The sequence below is a fragment of the Streptococcus sp. CL9.43 genome, assembly GCF_049737935.1.
In the GTDB taxonomy this organism is placed as follows: Bacteria; Bacillota; Bacilli; order Lactobacillales; family Streptococcaceae; genus Streptococcus; species Streptococcus infantis_I.
Map to the genome: position 1 here is coordinate 604,720 of NZ_JBKOTS010000001.1, position 22,925 is coordinate 627,644.

22 protein-coding genes and 6 tRNA genes are annotated in these 22,925 nt (G+C 40.3%); 1 reads left to right on the forward strand and 27 read right to left on the reverse strand.

Annotation, left to right across the window (positions count from 1 at the left end; translation table 11 throughout):
- Positions 1-25 precede the first annotated feature (25 nt).
- The 3 genes from ACLNCS_RS02980 to ACLNCS_RS02990 all read right to left on the reverse strand — a co-directional run bounded on the left by ACLNCS_RS02980 (position 26) and on the right by ACLNCS_RS02990 (position 2,923).
- Positions 26-1,453 (reverse strand): SseB family protein, encoded by a 1,428-nt coding sequence (locus ACLNCS_RS02980; RefSeq protein ID WP_004251595.1) that lies wholly within the window; start codon positions 1,451-1,453, stop codon positions 26-28.
- 133 nt (positions 1,454-1,586) lie between these two features.
- Positions 1,587-2,150, reverse strand: coding sequence for a ribonuclease M5 (gene rnmV, locus ACLNCS_RS02985; protein ID WP_004251592.1), 564 nt, complete (start codon positions 2,148-2,150; stop codon positions 1,587-1,589).
- Positions 2,147-2,923 (reverse strand): TatD family hydrolase, encoded by a 777-nt coding sequence (locus ACLNCS_RS02990; RefSeq protein ID WP_004251591.1) that lies wholly within the window; start codon positions 2,921-2,923, stop codon positions 2,147-2,149. Before ACLNCS_RS02990 ends, rnmV begins: the two co-directional genes overlap by 4 nt.
- 155 nt (positions 2,924-3,078) lie before the next feature.
- Between ACLNCS_RS02990 and ACLNCS_RS02995 the strand changes: the two genes are divergently transcribed.
- The gene (locus tag ACLNCS_RS02995) at positions 3,079-4,923 is read left to right on the forward strand and encodes an APC family permease (RefSeq protein ID WP_004251587.1); all 1,845 of its coding nucleotides are present in this window, start codon (positions 3,079-3,081) and stop codon (positions 4,921-4,923) included.
- A gap of 181 nt (positions 4,924-5,104) precedes the next feature.
- Here ACLNCS_RS02995 and rpmH read toward each other — a convergent pair whose 3' ends face one another.
- The 24 genes from rpmH to ACLNCS_RS03115 all read right to left on the reverse strand — a co-directional run bounded on the left by rpmH (position 5,105) and on the right by ACLNCS_RS03115 (position 22,910).
- Positions 5,105-5,239 carry a 50S ribosomal protein L34 gene (gene rpmH, locus ACLNCS_RS03000; RefSeq protein WP_000831905.1) on the reverse strand — a complete coding sequence of 45 codons (135 nt, stop codon included), beginning with the start codon at positions 5,237-5,239 and terminating at the stop codon, positions 5,105-5,107.
- 144 nt (positions 5,240-5,383) lie between these two features.
- On the reverse strand, positions 5,384-6,598 hold the full coding sequence (locus ACLNCS_RS03005; protein ID WP_004251584.1) for a pyridoxal phosphate-dependent aminotransferase: 1,215 nt from the start codon (positions 6,596-6,598) through the stop codon (positions 5,384-5,386).
- A gap of 471 nt (positions 6,599-7,069) precedes the next feature.
- Entirely contained in the window at positions 7,070-8,530 is a 1,461-nt protein-coding gene (gene gltX, locus ACLNCS_RS03010) for a glutamate--tRNA ligase (RefSeq protein ID WP_004251581.1), read from the reverse strand.
- A 130-nt stretch (positions 8,531-8,660) separates the two neighbouring features.
- Positions 8,661-10,010, reverse strand: a complete 1,350-nt coding sequence (locus tag ACLNCS_RS03015; protein WP_004251578.1) for a glucose-6-phosphate isomerase — start codon at positions 10,008-10,010, stop codon at positions 8,661-8,663.
- Between the two features lie 169 nt (positions 10,011-10,179).
- On the reverse strand, positions 10,180-10,869 hold the full coding sequence (locus ACLNCS_RS03020; RefSeq protein ID WP_004251575.1) for a gamma-glutamyl-gamma-aminobutyrate hydrolase family protein: 690 nt from the start codon (positions 10,867-10,869) through the stop codon (positions 10,180-10,182).
- A 205-nt stretch (positions 10,870-11,074) separates the two neighbouring features.
- A complete protein-coding gene (locus ACLNCS_RS03025) occupies positions 11,075-12,841 on the reverse strand; it encodes an ABC transporter ATP-binding protein (RefSeq protein ID WP_424847141.1) in 1,767 nt (588 codons plus the stop codon).
- A gap of 1 nt (position 12,842) precedes the next feature.
- Positions 12,843-14,549, reverse strand: a complete 1,707-nt coding sequence (locus ACLNCS_RS03030; protein ID WP_424847143.1) for an ABC transporter ATP-binding protein — start codon at positions 14,547-14,549, stop codon at positions 12,843-12,845.
- A gap of 176 nt (positions 14,550-14,725) precedes the next feature.
- A complete protein-coding gene (locus ACLNCS_RS03035) occupies positions 14,726-15,427 on the reverse strand; it encodes a histidine phosphatase family protein (protein ID WP_414256260.1) in 702 nt (233 codons plus the stop codon).
- Between the two features lie 58 nt (positions 15,428-15,485).
- A complete protein-coding gene (gene comGG, locus ACLNCS_RS03040) occupies positions 15,486-15,923 on the reverse strand; it encodes a competence type IV pilus minor pilin ComGG (protein ID WP_225750749.1) in 438 nt (145 codons plus the stop codon).
- Positions 15,901-16,362 carry a competence type IV pilus minor pilin ComGF gene (gene comGF / locus ACLNCS_RS03045; protein WP_424847146.1) on the reverse strand — a complete coding sequence of 154 codons (462 nt, stop codon included), beginning with the start codon at positions 16,360-16,362 and terminating at the stop codon, positions 15,901-15,903. Before comGF ends, comGG begins: the two co-directional genes overlap by 23 nt.
- Positions 16,325-16,627: a competence type IV pilus minor pilin ComGE gene (comGE, locus tag ACLNCS_RS03050; protein WP_024053803.1), complete on the reverse strand. Its 303-nt coding sequence runs from the start codon at positions 16,625-16,627 to the stop codon at positions 16,325-16,327. Before comGE ends, comGF begins: the two co-directional genes overlap by 38 nt.
- The gene (comGD, locus tag ACLNCS_RS03055; protein WP_070460860.1) at positions 16,590-17,024 is read right to left on the reverse strand and encodes a competence type IV pilus minor pilin ComGD; all 435 of its coding nucleotides are present in this window, start codon (positions 17,022-17,024) and stop codon (positions 16,590-16,592) included. Before comGD ends, comGE begins: the two co-directional genes overlap by 38 nt.
- Complete coding sequence (gene comGC, locus ACLNCS_RS03060; protein ID WP_049494534.1) at positions 16,987-17,310, reverse strand: competence type IV pilus major pilin ComGC; 324 nt, start codon at positions 17,308-17,310, stop codon at positions 16,987-16,989. The genes comGD and comGC overlap by 38 nt, the downstream gene beginning before the upstream one ends.
- Positions 17,311-18,354 (reverse strand): competence type IV pilus assembly protein ComGB, encoded by a 1,044-nt coding sequence (comGB, locus tag ACLNCS_RS03065; protein ID WP_424847149.1) that lies wholly within the window; start codon positions 18,352-18,354, stop codon positions 17,311-17,313.
- A complete protein-coding gene (gene comGA, locus ACLNCS_RS03070; protein WP_424847151.1) occupies positions 18,275-19,216 on the reverse strand; it encodes a competence type IV pilus ATPase ComGA in 942 nt (313 codons plus the stop codon). The genes comGB and comGA overlap by 80 nt, the downstream gene beginning before the upstream one ends.
- A gap of 52 nt (positions 19,217-19,268) precedes the next feature.
- Complete coding sequence (locus ACLNCS_RS03075; protein WP_036752150.1) at positions 19,269-19,646, reverse strand: DUF1033 family protein; 378 nt, start codon at positions 19,644-19,646, stop codon at positions 19,269-19,271.
- Positions 19,647-19,782: 136 nt separating this feature from the next.
- Positions 19,783-20,841 (reverse strand): zinc-dependent alcohol dehydrogenase family protein, encoded by a 1,059-nt coding sequence (locus ACLNCS_RS03080; RefSeq protein WP_070460865.1) that lies wholly within the window; start codon positions 20,839-20,841, stop codon positions 19,783-19,785.
- 140 nt (positions 20,842-20,981) lie between these two features.
- Positions 20,982-22,133 (reverse strand): N-acetylglucosamine-6-phosphate deacetylase, encoded by a 1,152-nt coding sequence (gene nagA, locus ACLNCS_RS03085; RefSeq protein WP_070460867.1) that lies wholly within the window; start codon positions 22,131-22,133, stop codon positions 20,982-20,984.
- Between the two features lie 268 nt (positions 22,134-22,401).
- Positions 22,402-22,485 (reverse strand) — tRNA-Leu (locus tag ACLNCS_RS03090).
- A 9-nt stretch (positions 22,486-22,494) separates the two neighbouring features.
- Positions 22,495-22,566 (reverse strand) — tRNA-Gln (locus ACLNCS_RS03095).
- A gap of 13 nt (positions 22,567-22,579) precedes the next feature.
- Positions 22,580-22,652 (reverse strand) — tRNA-His (locus ACLNCS_RS03100).
- 12 nt (positions 22,653-22,664) lie between these two features.
- Positions 22,665-22,735, reverse strand: a tRNA-Trp gene (locus ACLNCS_RS03105).
- A 6-nt stretch (positions 22,736-22,741) separates the two neighbouring features.
- Positions 22,742-22,822, reverse strand: a tRNA-Tyr gene (locus ACLNCS_RS03110).
- 15 nt (positions 22,823-22,837) lie between these two features.
- Positions 22,838-22,910 (reverse strand) — tRNA-Phe (locus ACLNCS_RS03115).
- Positions 22,911-22,925 lie beyond the last annotated feature (15 nt).

The window sequence follows — 22,925 nt, forward strand, 5'->3', positions numbered from 1 at the left end:
CTCTTTTCTAATATTAAAGAACTTTCTAATCTTGAGCTCTTCCTTCTTGTTCCTCACTAAGCTTTTGCATGTCTCTAAAAGCTGTTAGGCTAACATAGGCACCCGCTTCATAGTATTCCGTTGGGTTAATGGCATAGTCAAAAACTTCAATCATGCCTCCTGCTTCTTCTATCATGCCATTCCACTTTTCATCAAAGACCATTCTCAGACGTTTCCAATCAGTAAATACTGGAACAGAATTTCTGCCATTTTTTCCTTCTTTGACTGGAATGTTAAAACTGGAATCTTTTTCCAAGACAAAGGAGTTCCCTTCCTGACTCTCTCCCTTAAATTCCGAAGCTGCATCTAAAGGCAATAGGAATTTTGCTTTAGGCATAGCTTCTGAGAAGAACTTATAATAGAGTTTATAAAGTAATTCTTGCTCTTCCGTAATCGGATAATCTAGTTGCCCCATCAACAGCATCCATCTTACCAGGTCAGGATTCATGACAGGCACTTGTATTTCTGGTAAATCAGAAAAATCTGGTTTTTGAACCAAGGCAGAGGCACTGATGCTGACTTCCTTGGAATTAAAGATTGCTCCCAAGGCACCATTTAGGTAAAAGGCTGTCCCTAGGAAATTTTCAATCCCTTTTTTATCTTCCGTATTTTCAATCAGTTTTACGACTGAATTTGGTCGACTATCAATGGTTTCCTTGAATTGGCGATACCAAGATGGGGTCAAAAGCATGATCATGGGATCAGTACACAGATAACCTTCCTCACCTCTGTCATAAGTAGTTGAAAAGAGATAAGGTTCGCCTGTTTTTTCAGAATAAACTGCATAAATAGAATCTGCTACTAACAACTTGTCTTTGACGATTTCCGCGAGACGTTCCAACTTGCGAGTGTTGGCTTGATAGCTTTCTTCACTTTCAGTTTCCTGATTTTGACGGCATTTCCATAAAAAGAGACGTAAAATCTCTACACTGTCATCAAGGCTAGCTGCCAAATAGTCTTCATTTGTTAACTGACCCTCTTGGATGGCTACAAAAGCACGATAAAGAGCATCTGAATAAGCAGACAAGCGAGTCTCTTCATCCACACCTGGGCTATAAAGTACACTTCCTTTTTTCAATTTATCCAAAGAAGGATTCCTATCAACCACTAGATGGGCAAGAACTTCATCAGTTAGACTATCTGCATCTTTGTTTTGACTGCTGAGTTTTTTAACCTCTACAGTACCAAGACTTTCCATTCCTTGGTCGGGATTGCAAAACTGCAACTGATCTCCAACCTTGATACTACCTTCTAGACTCCCAACAATCAATAATTGGTTCGTTTCCTTCATCGGGAACAGATCTAGAACACCCACGCAAGCATTGCCTTTCGCCTCTTCTACTTCCTTATTGGATTCATTTGTTTCAGTAGGTTTTGTTGCTTCTGTCTTTTTTAAAAAATCAAAGATTCCCATAACTTTTCCTCATCATCTCCACTTAACTCAATTCCTATGGAGTCACTTTTCTAATGCTTGCTACCAAGCCTGATTAAACCGTATATGATTACTTCTATTGTATCACATTCCCTCCACATTTTGGGGGAGTTTCTCAATTATCATAATATTTCATGGCCTCTTCAATTTCTGCCAAACTGATACCAAATAACTCTAAACGTTTAAGAAGTTGTTTCCCATTGGAATAACCGATGCGAAGATTCTCTCCTAAATATTCTCTGCGTTTTCGGCTATCTGCTCCAGCTAGAAAACCAAGGCGAATCAAGTCACTACGGCTAATATCAAAGTCGCTTTCTACTTCAAACTGCTCAGTTACTTGTTCCAGCGCTGTTCTCAAGTCTTCGTAGCTAGCATGCTCAATTCCTAGAGAACGTCCCTTGGTCTTAGATTTTGGCACTGCCTCATCACGTTTGAGAAAGGCGTGCTGAACTGTCGGAATGGCCGTCATAATCATCCGACGAATGCGTTCCCCGTTAAAATCAGGATCCGTAAAGACAATCACCCCATAACGTTGGTGTAGACGTTGGATTCGTTCAAGGTCCTGTTCATTGATAGCCGAGCCACGAGTCTCATAGGTCTCCACATCAAAATAACGTTTGAGATTGGCCGTATCATCGCGTCCTTCTACCACGATGACTTGGGAAATTTTCTCTTTCATGATTCACGTTCCAATCCAAAGATGCCTTCTGCATTAGCACTTGTCACTTCTGCCAATTCTTCTGTCGTCATACCACGCAAGTCTGCAATAAAGTCTACTACATAGCGCGTGTAAGCTGTCTTGTTTTCACGACCACGCTTGGGTACTGGGGCTAAATAAGGGGCATCTGTCTCTACCAAAATCTTATCCAAAGGTAAACCTTTAGCTGCCTCCTGTATGTCAGTCGCTTTTTTAAAGGTTACTACTCCAGAAAAGGAAATGGTCATGCCAAGCTCCACAAACTTCTCCGCCCAATCCAAAGAACCTGAAAAGGAGTGCATAATCCCACCACGTGGACCGACTCCCTCACTCTTAATAATTTCATAGGTATCTTCGAGCGCATCACGGGTGTGAACCACAAAAGGTAAATCTAATTCCTTAGATAGCTGAATCTGACGACGAAAAACCTTTTCTTGAACTTCCTTAGATGCCGTCATCCAGTGGTAGTCCAAACCAATCTCGCCCAAGGCAACAACTTTTGGATGTTTTAGTTTTTCTAGCAAGTAATTCTCAACATCCGTTGTATAGGTTCCTGCTTCCGTTGGATGCCAGCCAATCGTCGCATAGAGTTGGCCATACTTATCCACTAGTTCAAGAGCACGCTCAATAGTCGGTTTGTCAAAACCAACAATATTCATCCGAGTTACGCCCATTTCAGCCGCTAAGGCAAGTTCTTCTTCTTCGCGTCCCAAAAATTCTTCCACATTCAAGTGGGTATGAGTATCAAAAATCATTTATATTTCCTCGTTTTTTCTACCTTCTATTATACCAAAAAAACTAGCCTCATCCTTATAGGAAAAAATATTTTGAAATCATTCATTTTTTCTTGACGACTTTTTTTCATAGCAGTATAATAACTCTTGTTGAAATTTTCAGAAAAGGAAAGAAAATGTTTACAAAACTAAAATATACCTTTATCGGTCGTCCCCTTAAATCCTTAACTGAAGGCGAGGGAGGACTACTTGGAAAAACGCAGGCACTCGCAATGCTATCAAGTGATGCCCTATCTTCTATCGCTTATGGACCTGAACAGGTCGTTCTCGTATTGGCTAGTCTTTCTCCGCTTGCTATCTGGTGGAGTCTCCCTATTGGCATTTTTGTCCTCTTACTATTAGCTAGCCTGACCATTTCTTATAGACAAATCATCCATGCCTACCCTCAAGGTGGAGGTGCCTATATGGTTACTCGAGAAAACCTCTCTCCTGAGTTAGGTTTGATTGCTGGGGGAAGTCTGCTTGTCGACTATATGCTAACAGTAGCCGTATCAGTGGCTGCAGGTGCGGATGCAATCACTGCTGCACTTCCCGCACTCCATCCTTACAACCTCCACATCTCCATTTTTCTGGTCTGTTTGCTCATGCTTTTGAATCTGCGAGGCTTGAGGGAATCTGCTAGTTCTCTGATGATTCCGGTCTACCTCTTTATCTTTAGTACAGTCTTCCTCTTATTGTTTGGTATCTTCCAACTATTGACAGGTTCTCTAAGCTATCATGCAACTTCTGCAATTGGTCAAACTGTCCCAAGTCTCTCAATTGTCCTGATTTTAAGAGCCTTTACCAGCGGTTCAGCTTCATTAACTGGGGTTGAAGCCATCTCAAATGCTGTTCCATTTTTCAAGACCCCTAAAGAAAAGAACGCAGCTCAGACACTGACCATCATGTCTCTGATTCTTGGATTTCTCTTTGCAGGAATTACTTTCCTAAACTACTGGATGGGGATTACACCTCAACACGGAGAAACAATCCTCTCACAAATGGCTAAAGGAATTTTAGGGGATTCAGCTCTCGGTCAGGTTGTTTATTATCTCTTCCAATTTTCAACAGCTCTCATCCTTGCCGTAGCTGCAAATACTGGTTTTTCTGCCTTTCCGATGTTGGCTTACAATATGGCTAAAAACAAGTACATGCCCCATCTCTTTATGGAGAAGGGAGATCGCCTAGGTTACTCAAACGGTATCTTAACACTAGCCTTTGGCGCTATGATTCTTCTGCTCATTTTTAACGGAAATACGGAACGCTTGATTCCTCTCTATACTATCGGAGTTTTCGTTCCTTTTGCACTTTCTCAAACAGGGATGATTCGCCATTGGAAAAAAGAAAAAGGCTCTCATTTCTTAAAATCTGCCTTTGCAAATATCCTCGGTGCCATCATTTGTTACGCTATCGTTCTTATTCTACTCCTCTTCAGACTTGGAGATATCTGGCCATTCTTCCCAATTATCCTGGTCCTAACCTTCCTATTTCTGTCCATCCACAGTCATTACCAAAAAGTGGCCAAGCAACTTCGACTTTATGAAGGGATTCAAAAACAAAGCTACGATGGCAATGTCGTCCTTGTCTTAGTAGGAAATGTTACTCGAGTCAGTGTTGGAGCGATTAATTACGCTCAAAGCATAGGAGATGAAGTTTTGGCTATGCACATTTCCACCAAGGAAACTGAGGAAAAAGACCAAGAAATCCTCCAAGAATTTGCCGACTACTTCCCAAATATTACTCTTAAAAACATTAATACCAGCTATCGCGATATTATCACACCTACAGTTCGATATGTTCGAAAGATTTCTCAAGAAGCCAAGAAAAAGAACTACACGGTTACAGTTCTTGTACCCCAATTTATCCCTAACAAACCTTGGCAAAATATCCTCCACAATCAAATGAGCCTTAAATTAAAATATGCTCTCAGATGGCACGAAGATGTCGTCGTTGCTAGCTACTCTTATCATTTGAAAGAATAAAGAAAAGCTCAAAATCAGAGAAATTATCTTCTGATCTTGAGCTTTTTCTATATGTGATTTTTTCAAGACGTCTTCTAAAATGTTTATTCTCAATCAATAACTTTAGAAAACAATCTTTTTAAATAAAAGAAAAATCAGTAGGCTCGAGTTCCTACTGACTTCTTTGTTTCATTTGTTTGGATTATGCAGCCAAAACTTTGCGTCCTTTACGACGACGAGCTGCCAATACGCGACGACCGTTTTTAGTTGACATACGGTTACGGAATCCGTGTTTGCGCGCACGACGAAGTTTACTTGGTTGATAAGTACGTTTCACGATGAATACCTCCTCATAGATTTTGTATTCGTTTAGCCGGCTATAAAGTGATCAGTTACTAAACATACTTTACTATTCTATCTGATTCTTACGTATTTGTCAATAGCTCTGACAAATGTTTCCAGCTTTTTTGCTATGAAAGCCTTATCTACGATACTGCTTCAAGAAGCGAGTCATCTTTTCCTGTATTTGGGCCAACTCATCGACACGTGGTAGATAAACGATACGGAAGTGATCTGGTTCTTTCCAGTTAAAGCCACGTCCATGTACCAAAAGCACTTTTTCTTGTTTCAAGAAATTAAGGACAAATTGTTCATCGTCATCGATACGGTACATATTGCGGTCGATTTTAGGGAAGATATAAAGACCTGCTTTTGGCTTAACAGCTGATAAACCAGGGATATCTTGAATGGCATTATAAATAAAGTTTCTTTGCTCATAGATACGACCACCAGGAAGAAGCAACTCATCCACTGACTGGTGACCACCTAGTGACGTTTGAACCACCTGTTGAGCAAGGACGTTCGAACAGAGACGCATGTTTGAGAGCATGTTGAGACCTTCAATGTAGCCCTTTACATGATGTTTAGGTCCAGACAAGACCATCCAACCAACACGGAAACCAGCGATACGGTGAGATTTAGACAAACCATTCATGCTGACACAGAAAAGGTCTGGAGCCAAACTAGCGACTGGTGTGTGGACATTGCCATCCATCACCATACGGTCGTAAATTTCATCCGCAAAGATAATCAAGTCATTTTGACGAGCAATCTCGATGATATCTAGTAAGAGTTCTTTAGGATAGAGAGCCCCCGTTGGGTTATTCGGATTGATCAAAACAATGGCCTTGGTATTTGAACTAATCTTAGACTTGATATCATCTAGGTCTGGATACCATTCCGCTTCTTCATCACAGACGTAGTGAACGGCATTTCCCCCAGCCAAGCTGACAGCAGCAGTCCAAAGAGGATAGTCAGGCATAGGAACCAAGACCTCATCGCCATTATCCAAAAGCCCTTGCATAGACATAACGATTAGCTCACTAACCCCATTTCCAAGGTAGATATCATCAATATCCACATTGGGGAATTTCTTCAGTTGACAATACTGCATGATGGCCTTGCGAGCTGAGAAAATCCCTTTGGAGTCAGAATATCCCTCACTATCACGCGCATTCATAATCAAGTCGTGGATAACCTCATCTGGAGCCGTAAAGCCAAACTCAGCTGGGTTTCCTGTATTTAGACGCAAAATCTTTTCACCATTTGCGCGCATGCGCATCGCTTCTTCCAAAACTGGACCACGGATATCATAAGCCACATGCTCTAATTTTATTGATTTGTTAAATTCTTTCATTTGAGTTCCTCTATTCATCAGGATAGTTAATATTATACCACTCCAAAAAGAAATCGTAAATCTCCCAGTACTATTCCACAAAAAAACCTTGCTTAACGCAAGGTAACAGGACAAATCCGATTTCTTTCTATTTTTGGAGAAGAAAGAGTAGATATACTTCTCTAAAAAGCTGGACAAATTGGACCAAAATCTTTGTAGAGAAACTCTGGTGATCGAAAACAAAGTCATTGTAAGGGATGGTAATTGCATGAACAAAAGAATTTCTACTTCTATCCAGCAAAACGCAAAGAAAAAATAAGTAGACTAACCAACATTAGGAATAATGTTAGACTATGCCGAGTCTAGCTGTAAAAATACCATCTCACTAACTTATTTCCTTGCCCTGTCAATTCATATTATACACTAAAATCTTTGCATTTTCAAACAAGTATACATATAAAAAGAACTCAATATTTGAGCTCTTTTTGTATGCTATTTTGCAATTTCTGCCAACATTTTCTCAATGTGTTGGATTGATTTTTCACGTCCAAGCAAGTAGATGGTATCTGGCAATTCAGGACCATGCATTTCACCTGAAACGGCGATACGGATTGGCATGAAGAGATTTTTCCCTTTGATACCAGTTTCCTTTTGGACTGCTTTGATTTGTGGGAAGATATTTTCTACCACAAACTCATCGTCTGACATGGCTTCGAGTTTGGCTTTAAAGGCTTCAAGTACAGTCGGAACGGTTTCACCAGCCATGACTTCTTTCTCTGCTTCTGTCAATTCTGGGAAATCTGAGAAGAAAAGGTCTGTCAATGGAACAATTTCGTCCACTGACTTCATTTGTGGTTTGTAGAGTTCCACCAATTTCTCAGCCTTGTCTGTCAAACGTCCTGCTTCTTCAAGGAATGGTTTTGCCATTTCAAAGATAGTCTCAAGATCCGCATTCTTAATGTACTCATTGCTCATCCAGTCCATTTTCTTCTGATCGAAGGCTGCTGGAGACTTGCTGAGACGGTTTTCATCAAAGAGGTTAATGAGTTCTTGACGAGAGAAGATTTCATCTTCCCCACCAGGATTCCAGCCAAGAAGAGCGATGAAGTTAAAGACTGCTTCTGGAAGGTACCCTTTCTTACGGTAATCTTCGATAAACTGAAGGGTGTTCGTATCACGTTTAGATAACTTCTTACCAGTTTCAGAGTTGATAATCAAGGTCATGTGACCAAATTCAGGTGCATCCCAACCAAGCGCTTCATAGACCATGAGTTGTTTTGGTGTATTGGCAATGTGGTCATCTCCACGGATGACGTGAGAAATTTGCATATCATGGTCATCAATGACAACGGCAAAGTTGTATGTTGGGTAACCATCTTTCTTTTGGATAACCCAGTCCCCACCGATATTGCCACCTTCAAATTCGATATCGCCTTTAACCATATCATGCCACTTGTAAATACCAGACTCATTCACTGCCAAACGAACCGTCGGGATAATCCCCGCTGCTTCACGTTCTGCAACGTAAACTGCTTTTTCTTCTTGGCTCATACCAAGGTATTCGTTAATGTAGCGAGGTGTTTCACCTGCTGCTTCTTGACGTTCACGTTCTGCTGCTAGTTCTTCTTCTGTAACGTAAGATTTGTAGGCTTTTCCTTCAGCTAAGAGTTGGTCGATATATTTTTGATAGAGTTCCAAACGCTCAGACTGGCGGTAGTTTTCATGAGTCTCTGGACTTTCATCCCAGTCCATGCCTAACCAACGAAGGTTTTCAAGCTGTGAACGTTCTCCGTCTTCGACATGACGTTTGCGGTCAGTATCTTCGATACGGATGATAAAAGTTCCACCATGGTGGCGTGCATACAAATAGTTAAACAATGCTGTACGGGCATTACCGATGTGTAATAGTCCTGTTGGACTTGGTGCGTAACGCACACGAATATCTTTTGACATATCTTCTCCTATAAAGTCTCTAGGCGTCTGCCTTTTTGCTCTCTATATTATATCACAAGTCTCGCCAGAGTCCAATTTCTCTTTTCGAGAAAAAGCAAAAAGAGTGGTAAAACCACTCTTTTTTATTCTATTATAGACGAGCGTTAAGTTCTTTGCTCAATTCTTCAAATCCTGGTTTACCAAGAAGGGCAAACATGTTACGTTTGTAAGCTTCAACACCTGGTTGGTCAAATGGGTTGATGGCATTCAAGTAACCTGAAAGGGCGATGGCCAATTCGAAGAAGTAGATCGTGTAACCAAGAGTGAAGGCATCTTGCTCAGGAAGAGTCACGTACATGTTTGGTACGTCACCGTCAGTGTGGGCAAGAAGAACACCGTCAGTTGCTTTTTTGTTTACAAAGTCAACGTCTTTCCCTTGAAGGTAGCCAAGTCCGTCAAGGTCTTCTTCCAAAGTAGGGATGATCACGTTCTTACGAGGTTTGTCAACACGGACAACTGTTTCAAACATGATACGAGTTCCTTCTTGGATAAATTGACCCAATGAGTGCAAGTCTGTTGAGAAGTTAGCTGAAGTTGGGTAAATCCCTTTTTGGTCTTTCCCTTCTGACTCACCAGCCAATTGTTTCCACCATTCTGAGAAGTATTGAAGGGATGGCTCGTAGTTTACCAAGATTTCAGTTGCATAACCTTTACGGTAAAGGATGTTACGAACAGCTGCATATTGGTAAGCTTCGTTTTCAGAGATTTTATCTGAAGTATAGTCTTTACGAGCTGCGTTAGCACCTTCCATAAGGGCTTTGATGTCTGCACCTGACGCAGCGATTGGAAGCAATCCAACTGCTGTCAATACTGAGAAGCGTCCACCGATATCATCTGGAACAACAAATGTTTCCCAACCGTTAGCATCTGCTTCAACCTTAACAGCACCTTTTTGGCGGTCAGTTGTTGCGTAGATACGTTTGTTAGCTTCTTCTTGTCCGTATTTCTTAACCAAAAGTTCTTTGAAGACACGGAAAGCAATCGCTGGTTCAGTTGTTGTACCTGATTTAGAAATCACGTTTACTGAGAAATCTTTATCTGAAACGTACTCTACCAAGTCAGCAAGGTAAGTAGATGAGATTGAGTTCCCAGCGTAAAGGATTTGTGGTGCTTTACGTTCTTCTTTTGTTTGCAAGTTTGCAAAGTGGTGGTTCAAGAAGTCAATGGCAGCTTTCGCTCCAAGGTAAGATCCACCGATACCGATAACCACCAAAACATCGCTGTCTGCTTTGATTTGCTCAGCAGCTTTCAAGATGCGGTCAAATTCTTCGCGGTCATAGTTTTCAGGAAGGTCCAACCAACCCAAGAAGTCGCTACCAGCACCAGTTCCTTTACGGATCAATTCGTCTGCTGCTGTAACTTGTGCTTGCATGTATTCCACTTCATGTGGTGCAACAAATTTGTCTAATACTTTTGAATAATCAAATTTAATATGTGACATAGTATTCCTCCAAAATTTCTTCTTTTCTATCATAACGCTTACTAACAATTTTTTCAAGTTTTTATACTAAAAATTTCCAATTTTTATCACAATTCAAACGTTTGCGTAAAAACACGATTCTATAAAGATTCGTAAATAATGAATAAAAAAACGACTAAGATTCTAGTCGTTATAATTCATTCAATAAATACTCAAATAATTCTAAGTTGCCATCTTCTTCATTGACCAAGAATTCTGGATGCCACTGCAAGCCGATAATGCGGTGTTCGTCGATAGATTCGATTGCTTCAACAGTTTGATCACGTGGATCCACAGCCGTCACACGGAAATTGGGTGCCAGATCTTTAATGCTCTGACGATGCACTGAATTAACCTGACTTTCTTTACCAAACAATTTAGATACTACACTGCCATCCACTGTCTCAATAGAATGTGAAGTCCCAAAAGGTAGACCTTGCCAATGACCTTCAATATCCTGATTGAGTGTCCCACCAAAGGCAACGTTGACAAGCTGAACGCCACGGCAAATGGCTAAGATTGGCTTGTTCTGACGCAAGGCTTCTTGTAGAAGAGCTAGCTCAAACTCGTCGCGAGTTAGGTTATAGTCGTCGCTATCAATTGTTTTTTCCTCACCATAAAACTGAGGATGAACATTTTGTCCCCCAGTCAAGATGAGTTTATCAATCATTTCTACATAGTCATGGACCACCGACTCATCACCAACTGGAATGACCAAAGGAAGTCCGCCAACCTGACGAATACTCTCAGCAAATTTACAAGAGACTGATGAATGAATATTTTTTCCTTCTGCGTCCACAGGACATAGATTTGCTGCAACTCCAACAACTGTTCTTGCCATCACTGATTTCCTTTCCTTCTCCATTGATAATCTTATCTTATCATCCTTGCCCACTCCTGTCTAATATGTATTTTTTAAGTCCGTGATAAAAATTTTTTATCAGAAAAAGTTGCCCAAAATTAGGACAACTTTTTTGCTTATACTCAATGAAAATCAAAGAGCAAACTAGGACGCTGACGTGGTTTGAAGAGATTTTCGAAGAGTATTATTCAAAGACAAATTGATTGTGATAAAGTTCGGAGTAAAAACCTCCAAGCTTGAGCAATTCGTGATGATTTCCTTGTTCGATAACCTCACCATCCTTAAGAACAATAATCTGATCTGCATTGAGAATAGTTTTCAAGCGATGGGCAATCACAAAACTAGTTCTTCCTGCTACAATTGCCTCCATGGCATTTTGAATCTTGCTCTCTGTTACAGTATCCACGTTTGATGTTGCCTCATCCAAAATTAAGACCTGAGGATCTGTCATCAAGGTACGAGCAATAGAAATCAACTGCTTCTGACCGGTTGAGAATACGCTCTGATCATCATTAATCAGAGTATCGTACTTATCTGGTAGACTTTCGATATATTCATGGATATGCGTAGCCTTAGCTGCCGCTTCTACCATTTCTTGACTAGCATCAGGGGCACCAAAGCGAATATTGTCTCGGATGGTTCCGCTAAATAAAACTGAATCCTGTAAGACAATTCCCACCTTGCTTCGCAAGCTATCCAAATCAAACTCGCGAATATCTGTTCCATCAAAGCTGATACTACCTGCATCCACATCATAAAAACGATTGATTAAGTTCATGATGGTTGTTTTCCCTGAACCTGTCGGACCAACTACCGCAATCATTTTCCCTTTTAGAGCTGAAATGCTGACATCTTTTAGAATCGGTTTCCCTGGCAGGTAGGAGAAGTCTACCTTGCGAATCTCTACACCCTCTCGCAATTCTGTGAAAACTGGAGCATCTTGAGGACGAATCTCTTCTTCTGCATCAAACATTTCTTGGATACGTTCTGCACCTGTAAAGGCCAGTTGCAAACTTCCCCAGCTCGCTGCCAATTGGATAATGGGTTGGTAATATTGCTGAGAAAACTGGGTAAACATGACAATCAAACCCAGAGCTGTCGCTGTCTCGATATTCTGATCATTCAGTAAGACAGCTGAACCGACAAAAATAACAATAGCTGTATTGACCAAGCTCATTCCGTTCATGACAGGAAAGAGAATTCCTGAAAACATTCTGCCCTTAAAAGTTGCTTTACGGACACGCTCGTTTTGCTCAACAAAACCTGCGATCACATCATCTTGAATACCCTGAACGATAACGGCTTTTTGACCTGAAATACTCTCATCCATGTAGGCGTTTAGCTTCCCAACCTCTTTTTGCTGAAGATTGGTATATTTTCTTGCCAATTTCAAAATGACAATCAAAATGATGACAGCTATCGGAGTACTAGCAATCGTAATCAAAGCCAAGGTCACATTTTTTGCGAACATGACAATCAGCAAGCCAATATAAAGGGCAATATTGGTCATCACAGACACCAGACTTTCGTTAAAAGCCTGTAGGATGTTATCCAAATCACTGGTAAAACGTGACAGGATATCACCATCTTGATGGCGGTCAAAGAAGGAAACAGTCAAGCGAGAAAGTTTGCCAAAAAGGCCCTTACGCATCTCATTTGTCGATTCGGCAATAATACGGCTCATCAAAACCATATAGATAAGACTCGACACCACGAGCACAATCAAAATATAAGCAAGATTGACCAGGAGTCCTAATAGACTTTGCCAAACCATATCAGGATTTCCATTTTGATAAGCTATAACCAAATTAGCCAGTTCTGTGACTGTTTGACCTGCAAATACTGGAAAGAGGGCTTGTGCAATCGTTGCAATGATAATCATAGCAATAACAACGACAAAGGATATCTTATAAACTTTAAAATAGTTCCAAAAGAATTCAAATGTCTTCATCCTACTCCTCCTTTCCTTTTTGCGTCTCGTAAATTTCACGATAAACTGGGTTTGATGCAACCAAGTCAGCGTGTTTGCCTTGACCAATCAAGCGACCTTGGTCAAGCACTAAAATTTTATCAGCATGCACAACAGAGCTAATCTTTTGTGCGATGATAATCGTAGTCGTCCCCTTCAAATCCTTGTTGAGGGCTTCTTGAACCAAACGTTCCGATTTGGCATCAAGGGCAGAGGTTGAATCATCAAAAATCAAGATACGAGGATTGCTGACAATCCCACGCGCAATAGACATTCTTTGTTTTTGTCCACCAGAAAAGTTAGTCCCACGTTCCTCAACCGGACTTTCAAAGGCCAAGTCCATACGACTAATAAATTCACTGGCCTGGGCGATGCGAGCTGCGCGTTCCATTTCTGAAACTGTCGCATCTCCCTTACCTTGTCTGAGATTATCTGCGATAGTTCCACTAAAGAGAATGGCTTTTTGTAGGACGATAGAAACTGTCTTACGAAGCGTCCCTTCACTAACTGTCCGAATATCCTTTCCACCAATCTTGATCGAACCTTGCTGAGGATCAAATAATCGTGGAATCAACTGAGCCAAGGTTGATTTCCCTGCACCAGTTGCTCCGACAACCCCAACCATTTCACCAGCTGCGATATCGAAGGATACATCTTTTAGGATAGGTTCTTCATCATTTGGATAGGTAAAGGTAACATTTTCAAAACTGAGACTTCCTTCCAATTCTTCATCTTCCACATCATTGAAAGTCATAGCTGGTTCTGTATCAAGGATTTCACGAATACGACGAAGGGAAATCATAGCACGAGTGACTGAATTCCCCAAAAATCCAACCATGACGATGGTAAAGATAATCTGACTCAGGTAGTTTACAAAGGAAGCAATGGAACCAACTACTGATGGATCTGACTCTGCCATACCTGCTACAAGCCAGATTGAGAGAAAAACAGCCCCGTAAGAAATCAACATCATTGCAGGTTGCATAACAGAAAAGGCATAACCGATATAAAGGTTTTCTCCCAACAATTCATCTGACACCTGCGTAAATTTATCAAACTGATCTTTTTCTCGGACAAAAGACTTAACCACGCGCACACCACGCAAATTTTCTTTAGCAATGGCATTGATACGCTCTAGTAAGGTCTGGAATTTTGCAAAGCGCGGTCCCACAACTCCCATCATAAAACCCATTATGGCAACAATCAGAACGACCATGAGAACTAGCACCCACCACAGCGAAGGCAGAGTGACAACGGCTAATATAAAGGAACCAATAAATAAAATCGGTAGTCGAAAGAGGATTTGGAAGGTCATCATAACGACGTTTTGAATCTGATTGATATCGTTAGTCATACGCACAACGAGGTTCCCTGCATTAAACTCCTCAATATTGGCGTATGAAAAAGTTTGAATCTTACGAAAGGCATCTTCACGTAAGTCAGACGAAACTCCTTGAGCAATGTAAGCTGCTAACACTACATTGATCCCACCTGCAACCAAACCAATCAAGGCAACAAGAATTAACCAAAAACCGATAGTATAAATAGCTTCATTATCACCTGTTAGTAGGGCCTCTAAAACCTCCTGCAAATATCGTGGTTGCAAGAGTGAACTCGTTACCATTAGACCTGTCATAATCAAGGAAGCCAGGACCTGCCATTTATAGGCTTTTATTTTCTGAAACAGCATATTTCCCCCTTATAAGATAGACAAAAGGGGACGACAGTTCTGTCAGTCCCTTCTTATGCTTTCATGTTGATACTATTCTAACAAAAAAGAATGCTATTGTCAAAGCACTCAGCTCTCGCAAGCTTGTGAATTATGACATTAGCATTCTATTAGTCGTTTTCATTTAGTACTGAATTTTATTGTTCTGAACTAGCTTGCTCGTCTAGCTTAACTCGTCCAATTTCACGGTAGCTACAGTCCCCAACAATTTTTACTGAAAACTGACCATCTTCGTACTCAAGAATCGTCACACTTCCGTTATCAAGACCATGTGGATGCATGCCGTTAATGAGGTAAACAATAGTTCCAATTGTCATTCCATGACTGACAACGAGAGCATTTCCTCCCCCATTAGCTTCCATTTCCTTGGCAATGGCTTCAAAACCTTCCCAGATACGACCACTTAGTTTTTCCCAGCCTTCAGCCCAACCTGCTGTGTCTACTTCTACCAGACCCTCAGCTAGCTCCGCATAGGACAAACGATGCACATGATCGACATTAAAGATACGAGGAATAATCCCCATAAATAAGTCCCCATCATAAGCACCATCAAAACTACCAAAGCACCATTCACGGATTCGCTTATCCATCCGATAAGGAATTTGCCCTGTTAAACCTAGTTCCTCAAGGATAATTCCCATAGTCTGGATGGTACGTCCTGAGTCACTTGAATAAGCACGCTCAAACTTTAAGCCTGATTCACGCAAACCAATTCCCAGTTCGTGAATGCCTCGCTCACCTTCAGCTGTTAAAGGAGTATCACTCCAGCCTTGAGCACGCCCAATCGTATTAAACATTGTTTTCCCATGACGCACTAGATACAATTTTACACTTGCCATTTTTGGTCCTCCATATGTATCTATTATAGCATGATTTCAGGTAAAAACCTCGTCCAAACTACTCTGTGCCCTTCTTTGAAGGTGCTAATTTTGAAGATCTAGCAGTCTCTTTTTTGCCCCCTTCTTCTTTTTTCTCCTCATTTCCTTCTTTGGGCTTGTTTTCTGTTTTCTCAGACTTTTGACCGGTCTTTTTTAAAGGAGAAAAGTGAAATTCAAACTTATTTTTTCCTGTGTCAATAGTCGTTGTGAAGAAATTCTCGTCATTTCGATAAGTTGACTTCCCTACATTAAATGACTGCTCTCCATTTTCAGAAGAAGCTTTTTCATAGGTTCTCTTAGCCATAGCAAATGCAAGAAGTTTTTCTTTATTTAAGGCATAATCCTGATGATGTGCTAGTTGCCGATTTAGATAAAACTGCAACAAAAGACTAAAAATTCCAGCAATAGTGACAGCGTATAGGAGAACTCCTGCTCTAACTTTTTTCTTTTTCAACACGATAGATAAATTCCCTCTCTAGTCCCTTTTCAAACTGAAAGTGAAAGTGCAACTCCTGCCCTTTTTCTTGAATTCGAGCTGATTTTAGACCGTAGACCATGGGTTGATAACCACGTCCACTGGCATCTGTTTTCCGGAAATCATTTGACTTTGATTTACCCATGGAAATGGGGTTACCTTCCTGTCTGAGGTAAAGCCTATCATTCTCCACTTTTTCAAATTGGGCTCGATTCAGCTCTGCTTCTAGCTGATCCACAAATAAAAGCCATTCTTTTTGCTCACTTCTCTGCTGATAGTGAACCTCTGAAACCAAGAGTTGGCTCATAGCTTGAAAAAGAAGTAAGCTACCACTAATAACGATAAGGGCAACCAAGGATTCTAAAAGTGTAAAAGCTCTGACCCTACTTGTCTTGAATCGCCAGTAATTTCTCCGTTCCATGGTATACCTCCAAACCTCGCTCATTCGAGACAACATGAACCGTAAGGCCATTGACAGTTAACTGCTTTTGTCCAGTCTGCAAAGCCATACGAGCCACTCGCAAAACTTCTTCCTGTTTTAGAAGTTCTACTTCTCTTTTTCTACTTTCTTGAATCTGTCCCAGCAAGAGGGTGGCTATACTGGCAAAAATGGCTAGTGAAATCACTGCCTCTAGTAGAATAACAGCCTTAATTTTTTGCTTCTTGAATACGTTTAATCTTTCCATTTCCTAGATATAGTTGGTAGCGAACCACTTCTTTCCTTGTTTGAAATCTCACGCTAGCTAGAGACGAATTCCCTCCAGCCTTATCAAAGGTAATTGACTGATTAGACTGCAATTGAATGCCTTTAGGAATAGCCAATTTCTGATAGCCATTCCCAATACTTCTCTCTTCTAGCATTAAGTTCATCTTCTGCTGGCTAGCCAGACTTCGCTTCTGGGTTTCTCGATAAAGTTCCTCAAACTCCATAAAGAAAATTTGCTCTTCCACAGCTGCAAAAGTTGATTGAACTGAACTCGACAAGCCCAAGGCTAACAGGCTGACTATTCCTAAGACCAATAAACTTTCTAGCATAGTAAAAGCCCTAATCCGAAACTGTTTGACTTGTCTTTTGTTTTGCATGATATTCCTTATAGGCTTTTGCTTGCTCAGCAGTAATGCGTCCATCTGCCTGTAATTTGCTTAGACTAGCATCTTCATTTTTATCCAGACTATACAGTTCTGCTTGGCTTTCTACCACCTTGACGACAGCTGCTTTCCCCTTATCATTGACTGCATCCTTTTGCTTAGTAAGATTTGGCACAAACAATAAGAGTAGGACGCTAATGATAAGAAGGACCACTAACATTTCTACCAGTGTAAAAGCTTTTGCCTTCGTTTCTTTTAATTTCATCATCATTTTTTTCATCTAAAAATTTACCTCCATATTTTGATACATCGGCAGCAACATAGCTGCATACAATAAAACGATTAGCAGGGCTACAAAAATAAAGACCAGTGGTTGAACAAGGTTCATGGTCCGATTAACTCGAGTAAAGAAGGATTCCCAGGTTTTTTCCGCATAGATTTCCAATTCGCTTCCCAATTTGGATTTAACCTCTCCATATTCAATGATTAATCCCAACTCCTTTCTAAAGAAGGGATAGGTCTGAACAACCTTAGAAAATTCCTGCCCATTTTGCAAAGATTGCTCTAAATCGTATCCAATTTCCTTAAAAAGAGGATTCCCTTGCTCCTGCATCATCTGGAAAATCTGTGCCAACTCTAAACCTTGTCCAATCATATTTCCCCATTCCCGAGCATAATAGGCAGTTAGATAATACTGAACAAACACACCTAGAAATGGAAATTTAGCCAGAAAAGAGAAGACTGATATCTTCCTAGATTTCCTGTAGAAAATCAGCCCTGTTAAAGATGCAAAACTTAGTACCACAGTAAGTCCGAGAAAAATCTGTGGTAGATTGCTAATCACTAAGGTAGCTATGTTACTACTATCCAGTTGGGGCAAGAGATAATTTCGCAACCCCAACATTATGAGCAGTAAGAAAGCTAGCAAAATAAGTGGGTAGGTCGCAACTTCAATTAACCTCTTCTTGACCTTAGCAAGATTATCCAAATATTCTTCAATTTTCCCCAAACTCAAATGGAGATTTCCATGAACTTCAGCCAATGAAAGTTGAGTGACAATCGCACTCGAAAAACCTAAATTCCCCATCATTTCCGAGAAAGATTTTCCTTTCGATAGTCCTAGGTGCATCTGCGAAACATATTCCTTCTCCAACAAAAGACTTCTATCAAGAAAGGAAATGATTTCTACCAAGTGAAAACCACTCGAAAACAAATTGTTAAAGAGAATGATAATTTTCTTCTGCTTACTGGTAGCTAATTTTCTCCGTTTCAGCTTGAAGGGCAGTGATATGTCCGTCTTTAAGAAGCTGATCAATTTGCTCATTCCACTTTTCTGCCTGGTGTTCTGAATAATTTTGGTTTGCAAAATCAATAATTCCTCCTCCCCCGATTAGTCTCTGGTAGCAAATACCTTGTAAAACAACTGCGAGTTCATCTTCACTGACACCCAGTTCTAAAAGACGCTCATAGACCCCACGAATACTCTTTGCATGTATGGTCGAAAACACTGTAGCTCCCGTTAAGCTCGCTCTTACAACAGCACGGGCTGTTTCGCTATCCCGGATTTCTCCAATGATTAAAAGATCTGGGCGGTGGCGCAAAGAAAGTTTTATCAAGTTTTCATAACTCAGTCCAATAGCTTCATTGAGTTGTAATTGCAGCATCTCTTTTTGCTTAATCTCGACTGGGTCCTCAATGGACATGACTTGTTGTCCCTTAAAAAATGACTTAGCTATTTCATGCATTAAGGTAGTTTTACCACTTCCTACAGGTCCTGCAAATAGATAAAGGCCGCGTTGCCTAAAGCCCTTTTCTAGTTCCTTAAGGTCTTGAAACCAGAAACGCAACTCTTGTTCTTCATCATGCAAAAGGCGAATAACTAAACTCTCATGACCACGATAATCTCCTACCGTCGATAAGCGTAGTGAAGAAACCTTGCCATCATGCTGATAATCACAGGACCCAAGCTGACTACGACGCTTTTCTCCAACATTCATCCCCGCAATAAACTTAAAATGACTAATCACTGCGCCCAACTTTTCAAAGTCATAGCTATTAATCAACCGCCTTTCATCACCTATTCGCATATGCAACTCATAAACCTTGTCCTTGGGAATAAAATAGATATCCTGAGCTCCATCCTTTTTTGCGAGACTAATCAATTCTTGTGCAAGTGCTTGTACCATATTCCCTCCTCAGTTAATTATTCGAAGAAAATACAAAAAAAGAACAACTTTATTAAAAAGTTGTTCCATCTTTTTTGATGCGACACGTCCGGTGGATTTCTAAACCAGTTTGTTTTTCATAACCCGGTCTGAATTTTTCATCTGGTATAACTTGACCATCTTCCAGTAAAGCCAAGGAATGATATTGCTGCAGAAATTCATCACATTCCTCACACCAACGCTTATCCTCCGGATTCCAAAATATGGTCATTAAGTCTCCTCGACTTTTATATAGTGGAATTTTCTTTTCCAGCTCAAACCAGCAAGATTTATAATACTTCAAGGCATCATAGTAATTTTCAAATTTCTTACTACTAATGACGTCTTCTTCCCATCCTTCTATGAACCACCAAGGTTCAAAATCCCCGTACATTTCTATCACTCGATACATAGTTTCATTTCCTTTGTATCGTATATTATAGCGAAATTTTAAGAACAATGAAAGAAATTTGCTTGCTTTCACGAATTATCTAATATTTTCAAAAAATCCAGCAATTCTAAAAAGAATAACTGGATTCAAAATTCGATTAACCTTCTGAAATATCGTTTTCAATGATAACCTTAATCGCATGATGATCTGCAGCCTTACCAAATACTTCATATGCCTTTTCAATTTCACTTAGTTTGAAGTAATGAGTTACCAATTTTTCTGGTTCAATTTTATGGCTTTCTAAAGCTTTCAAAAGCTGAGGAGTTGTATTGGTAGAAACCAATCCAGTAGTAACATTAATGTTACGAATCCAAAGAGTGTCCAAATCAAACTGAACTGGTTTACCATGCACACCACAGTTGGCTACTGTTCCATCTACACCGATAATCTTTTGGCAGAGATCAAACGTTTCAGGAATACCAACAGCTTCTATAGCAACATCCACACCTCTACCATCTGTTAAATCATAAATTTCTTGAATTGCTTTTTCAGGGTCTGAAGAATTAATCTTATGAGTAGCACCGAAAGAAATTGCAGTATCCAAACGGTTATCGTCTAGGTCTACCATGATCAATTTAGCAGGTGAATAGAATTGAGCAGTCAATAGAGCTGCTAAGCCAACTGGACCTGAACCAACGATAGCCACACTACAACCAGGCTCTACTTTCCCTTTTAAGACACCAATTTCATAACCAGTTGGTAGGATATCAGATAACATAACCAAGGCTTCATCAGACAAATCAGCTGGAGTGTGATAGAGAGTATTATCAGCATGAGGAACACGAAGATATTCGGCTTGCATACCGTCGATCAAATGTCCAAAAATCCAACCGCCTTCGTCTTCACAGTGGGCATAGATTCCTTTTTTACAGTAGTAGCATTTACCACAGGCACAAACACAAGAAATCAAAACCTTATCGCCTTTTTTGAAGTTTGAAACGCCTGCTCCAACTTCCTCTACAATCCCGATTCCTTCATGGCCAAGGATAGTTCCACTCTTACATGCAGGGACATCTCCTTTGATAATATGAAGATCTGTTCCACAAATAGTAGTTTTTACAATACGCACAATAGCGTCAGTTGGCTTGCGAATAACTGGTTTGTCAACATCAACAAATGAAGCAAGTCCTGGTTTAACATAAGTATAGGCTTTCATAAAGCTTACCTCCGTTTTTTTATTTGTATTGTTTATATCATAATTGTAAGCCTTTCCATAAATAAAATCAAGTAATATGTGAAAAAATTAACAAACTAAATTAAAAAAAGTAGAAACTAAATTAGTTTCTACTTTAGAGATTATGCTTGATAACGTTTTTCACCATCAAGGTAAGTTGCTACCAATTCAAAATCCTTATCAAGAACGATAAAGTCAGCATCGTAGCCTTCACGGATTTGTCCGCAAACATCATCAATATGAACTGATTTTGCTGGGTTGAGACTGGCCATCATAACTGCTTCATGAGGATTTGCAATGCCCCATTCAACAACATTTTTCAAACCGTCTTTAAGTTTGAGAATAGAACCTGCCAAGTTCCCAGTAGATTTGAGACGAGCAGTACCATTTGCAACCACAACTGGAAATTCTCCTAACATATAGTCCCCATCTTTCAAACCACCCGCTGTCATACAGTCAGTGATAAGAGCAATATTTTCAGTACCTTTTTGTTTAAGTAGGATGTCACAAGCCTTAGGATCAACGTGATGCCCATCGCAAATCAATTCAGCATAAGTATGTGGCAATTCATACATAGCACCAACCATACCAAGCTCACGGTGAGTTAACCCACGCATACCATTATAAGCATGAACCCAAACACTTGCACCAGCGTCAACAGCCTTCTTAGCCTGATCAAAAGTTGCATTTGAGTGACCTAAAGCAACAGTAACACCTTCACCAGTAACCGTACGTACAAAGTCCTCAACACCTTCACGTTCTGGTGCAAGAGCAATTTTATTTAGAAGACCATTAGCAGCCTTCTGCCAAGCACGAAATTCATCCATGCGAGGATCTTTCATGTAAGCAGGGTTCTGAGCTCCTTTAAATTCCTCAGTAAAGTATGGGCCTTCAAAGTAAATCCCACGAATTTTAGCACCAGAAGCCTCTTTATACCGCGCACCAATATTTTCAGTAACAGCTAATAATTGTTCGTATGATGATGTTAGAGTAGTTGGTAGGAAACTAGTAACACCTGTGCTAAGAAGACCTTCACTCATTGTATGAAGAGTACCTTCGATGTTATTATCCATAACATCAACCCCACCAAATCCATGAATATGTGTATCAACAAGACCAGGAGCAATACTATAACCAGTATAGTCAATAATTTCTGCGTCCTCAGATACTTGATCCACATGCTTACCAAATTTACCATCAACTAGTTCTAGAAAACCGCCACGGCGAACACCATGAGGATAGAAAAATTGATCCGCTTTAATATATTTAGGCATAATGATAACCTCCGTAATTCATTTTTCTAATATTTATTATGTCAATTACATTATAAACCTTTCTGTGTAATTTGTAAATGGTATAGACCTATTATAGTTAAATTTATAAAGAAATAAATTAAGATTTAGTAAACATATAGTAAAGTAATATTGAACATTCAGGTTTACAATAAAATTTAGAAAAAATATAAGTAATTTTAAGTAACTGCAAAAGAAAAAATTAGAAGAAAAAAAAAGACAAGGTCCGAAAACCTTGTCTTTAATACTATACCGGCGGCCGGGGTCGAACCGGCACGTCCTTGCGGACACTGGATTTTGAGTCCAGCGCGTCTGCCAATTCCGCCACGCCGGCAAATAGTAACTGGGGTAGCTGGATTCGAACCAACGCATGAGGGAGTCAAAGTCCCTTGCCTTACCGCTTGGCTATACCCCAAAAATATAAAATAGGCGAGTGAGGGGAATCGAACCCCCGAATGTCAGAGCCACAATCTGATGTGTTAACCACTTCACCACACCCGCCATAACGTTTAACACGGGCAGTAGGAATTGAACCCACACTGAAGGTTTTGGAGACCTTAGTTCTACCTTTAAACTATGCCCGTATAAGATGGAAGGGGAGGGATTCGAACCCCCGAACCCGAAGGAGCGGATTTACAGTCCGCCGCGTTTAGCCTCTTCGCTACCCTTCCGTGTAATATAAGAAATGGCGCGAGACGGAATCGAACCGCCGACACATGGAGCTTCAATCCATTGCTCTACCAACTGAGCTACCGAGCCAAATATTGCGGGAGT

Bases quoted from the DNA above. Each gene is read 5' to 3' on its own strand.
- comGB (WP_424847149.1), bottom strand. From the start codon at position 18,354: ATGAGCAAATTGATCAGCTTCTTAAAGACGGACATATCACTGCCCTTC.
- comGA (WP_424847151.1), bottom strand. From the start codon at position 19,216: ATGGTACAAGCACTTGCACAAGAATTGATTAGTCTCGCAAAAAAGGAT.
- ACLNCS_RS03075 (WP_036752150.1), bottom strand. From the start codon at position 19,646: ATGTATCGAGTGATAGAAATGTACGGGGATTTTGAACCTTGGTGGTTC.
- comGD (WP_070460860.1), bottom strand. From the start codon at position 17,024: ATGCAAAACAAAAGACAAGTCAAACAGTTTCGGATTAGGGCTTTTACT.
- ACLNCS_RS03015 (WP_004251578.1), bottom strand. From the start codon at position 10,010: ATGTCACATATTAAATTTGATTATTCAAAAGTATTAGACAAATTTGTT.
- ACLNCS_RS03030 (WP_424847143.1), bottom strand. From the start codon at position 14,549: ATGCTGTTTCAGAAAATAAAAGCCTATAAATGGCAGGTCCTGGCTTCC.
- ACLNCS_RS03005 (WP_004251584.1), bottom strand. From the start codon at position 6,598: ATGAAAGAATTTAACAAATCAATAAAATTAGAGCATGTGGCTTATGAT.
- ACLNCS_RS03035 (WP_414256260.1), bottom strand. From the start codon at position 15,427: ATGGCAAGTGTAAAATTGTATCTAGTGCGTCATGGGAAAACAATGTTT.
- ACLNCS_RS03080 (WP_070460865.1), bottom strand. From the start codon at position 20,841: ATGAAAGCCTATACTTATGTTAAACCAGGACTTGCTTCATTTGTTGAT.
- ACLNCS_RS02980 (WP_004251595.1), bottom strand. From the start codon at position 1,453: ATGGGAATCTTTGATTTTTTAAAAAAGACAGAAGCAACAAAACCTACT.
- rnmV (WP_004251592.1), bottom strand. From the start codon at position 2,150: ATGAAAGAGAAAATTTCCCAAGTCATCGTGGTAGAAGGACGCGATGAT.
- ACLNCS_RS02995 (WP_004251587.1), top strand. From the start codon at position 3,079: ATGTTTACAAAACTAAAATATACCTTTATCGGTCGTCCCCTTAAATCC.
- gltX (WP_004251581.1), bottom strand. From the start codon at position 8,530: ATGTCAAAAGATATTCGTGTGCGTTACGCACCAAGTCCAACAGGACTA.
- comGF (WP_424847146.1), bottom strand. From the start codon at position 16,362: ATGGAACGGAGAAATTACTGGCGATTCAAGACAAGTAGGGTCAGAGCT.
- nagA (WP_070460867.1), bottom strand. From the start codon at position 22,133: ATGCCTAAATATATTAAAGCGGATCAATTTTTCTATCCTCATGGTGTT.
- comGE (WP_024053803.1), bottom strand. From the start codon at position 16,627: ATGGAAAGATTAAACGTATTCAAGAAGCAAAAAATTAAGGCTGTTATT.
- ACLNCS_RS03020 (WP_004251575.1), bottom strand. From the start codon at position 10,869: ATGGCAAGAACAGTTGTTGGAGTTGCAGCAAATCTATGTCCTGTGGAC.
- comGC (WP_049494534.1), bottom strand. From the start codon at position 17,310: ATGAAAAAAATGATGATGAAATTAAAAGAAACGAAGGCAAAAGCTTTT.
- ACLNCS_RS02990 (WP_004251591.1), bottom strand. From the start codon at position 2,923: ATGATTTTTGATACTCATACCCACTTGAATGTGGAAGAATTTTTGGGA.
- ACLNCS_RS03025 (WP_424847141.1), bottom strand. From the start codon at position 12,841: ATGAAGACATTTGAATTCTTTTGGAACTATTTTAAAGTTTATAAGATA.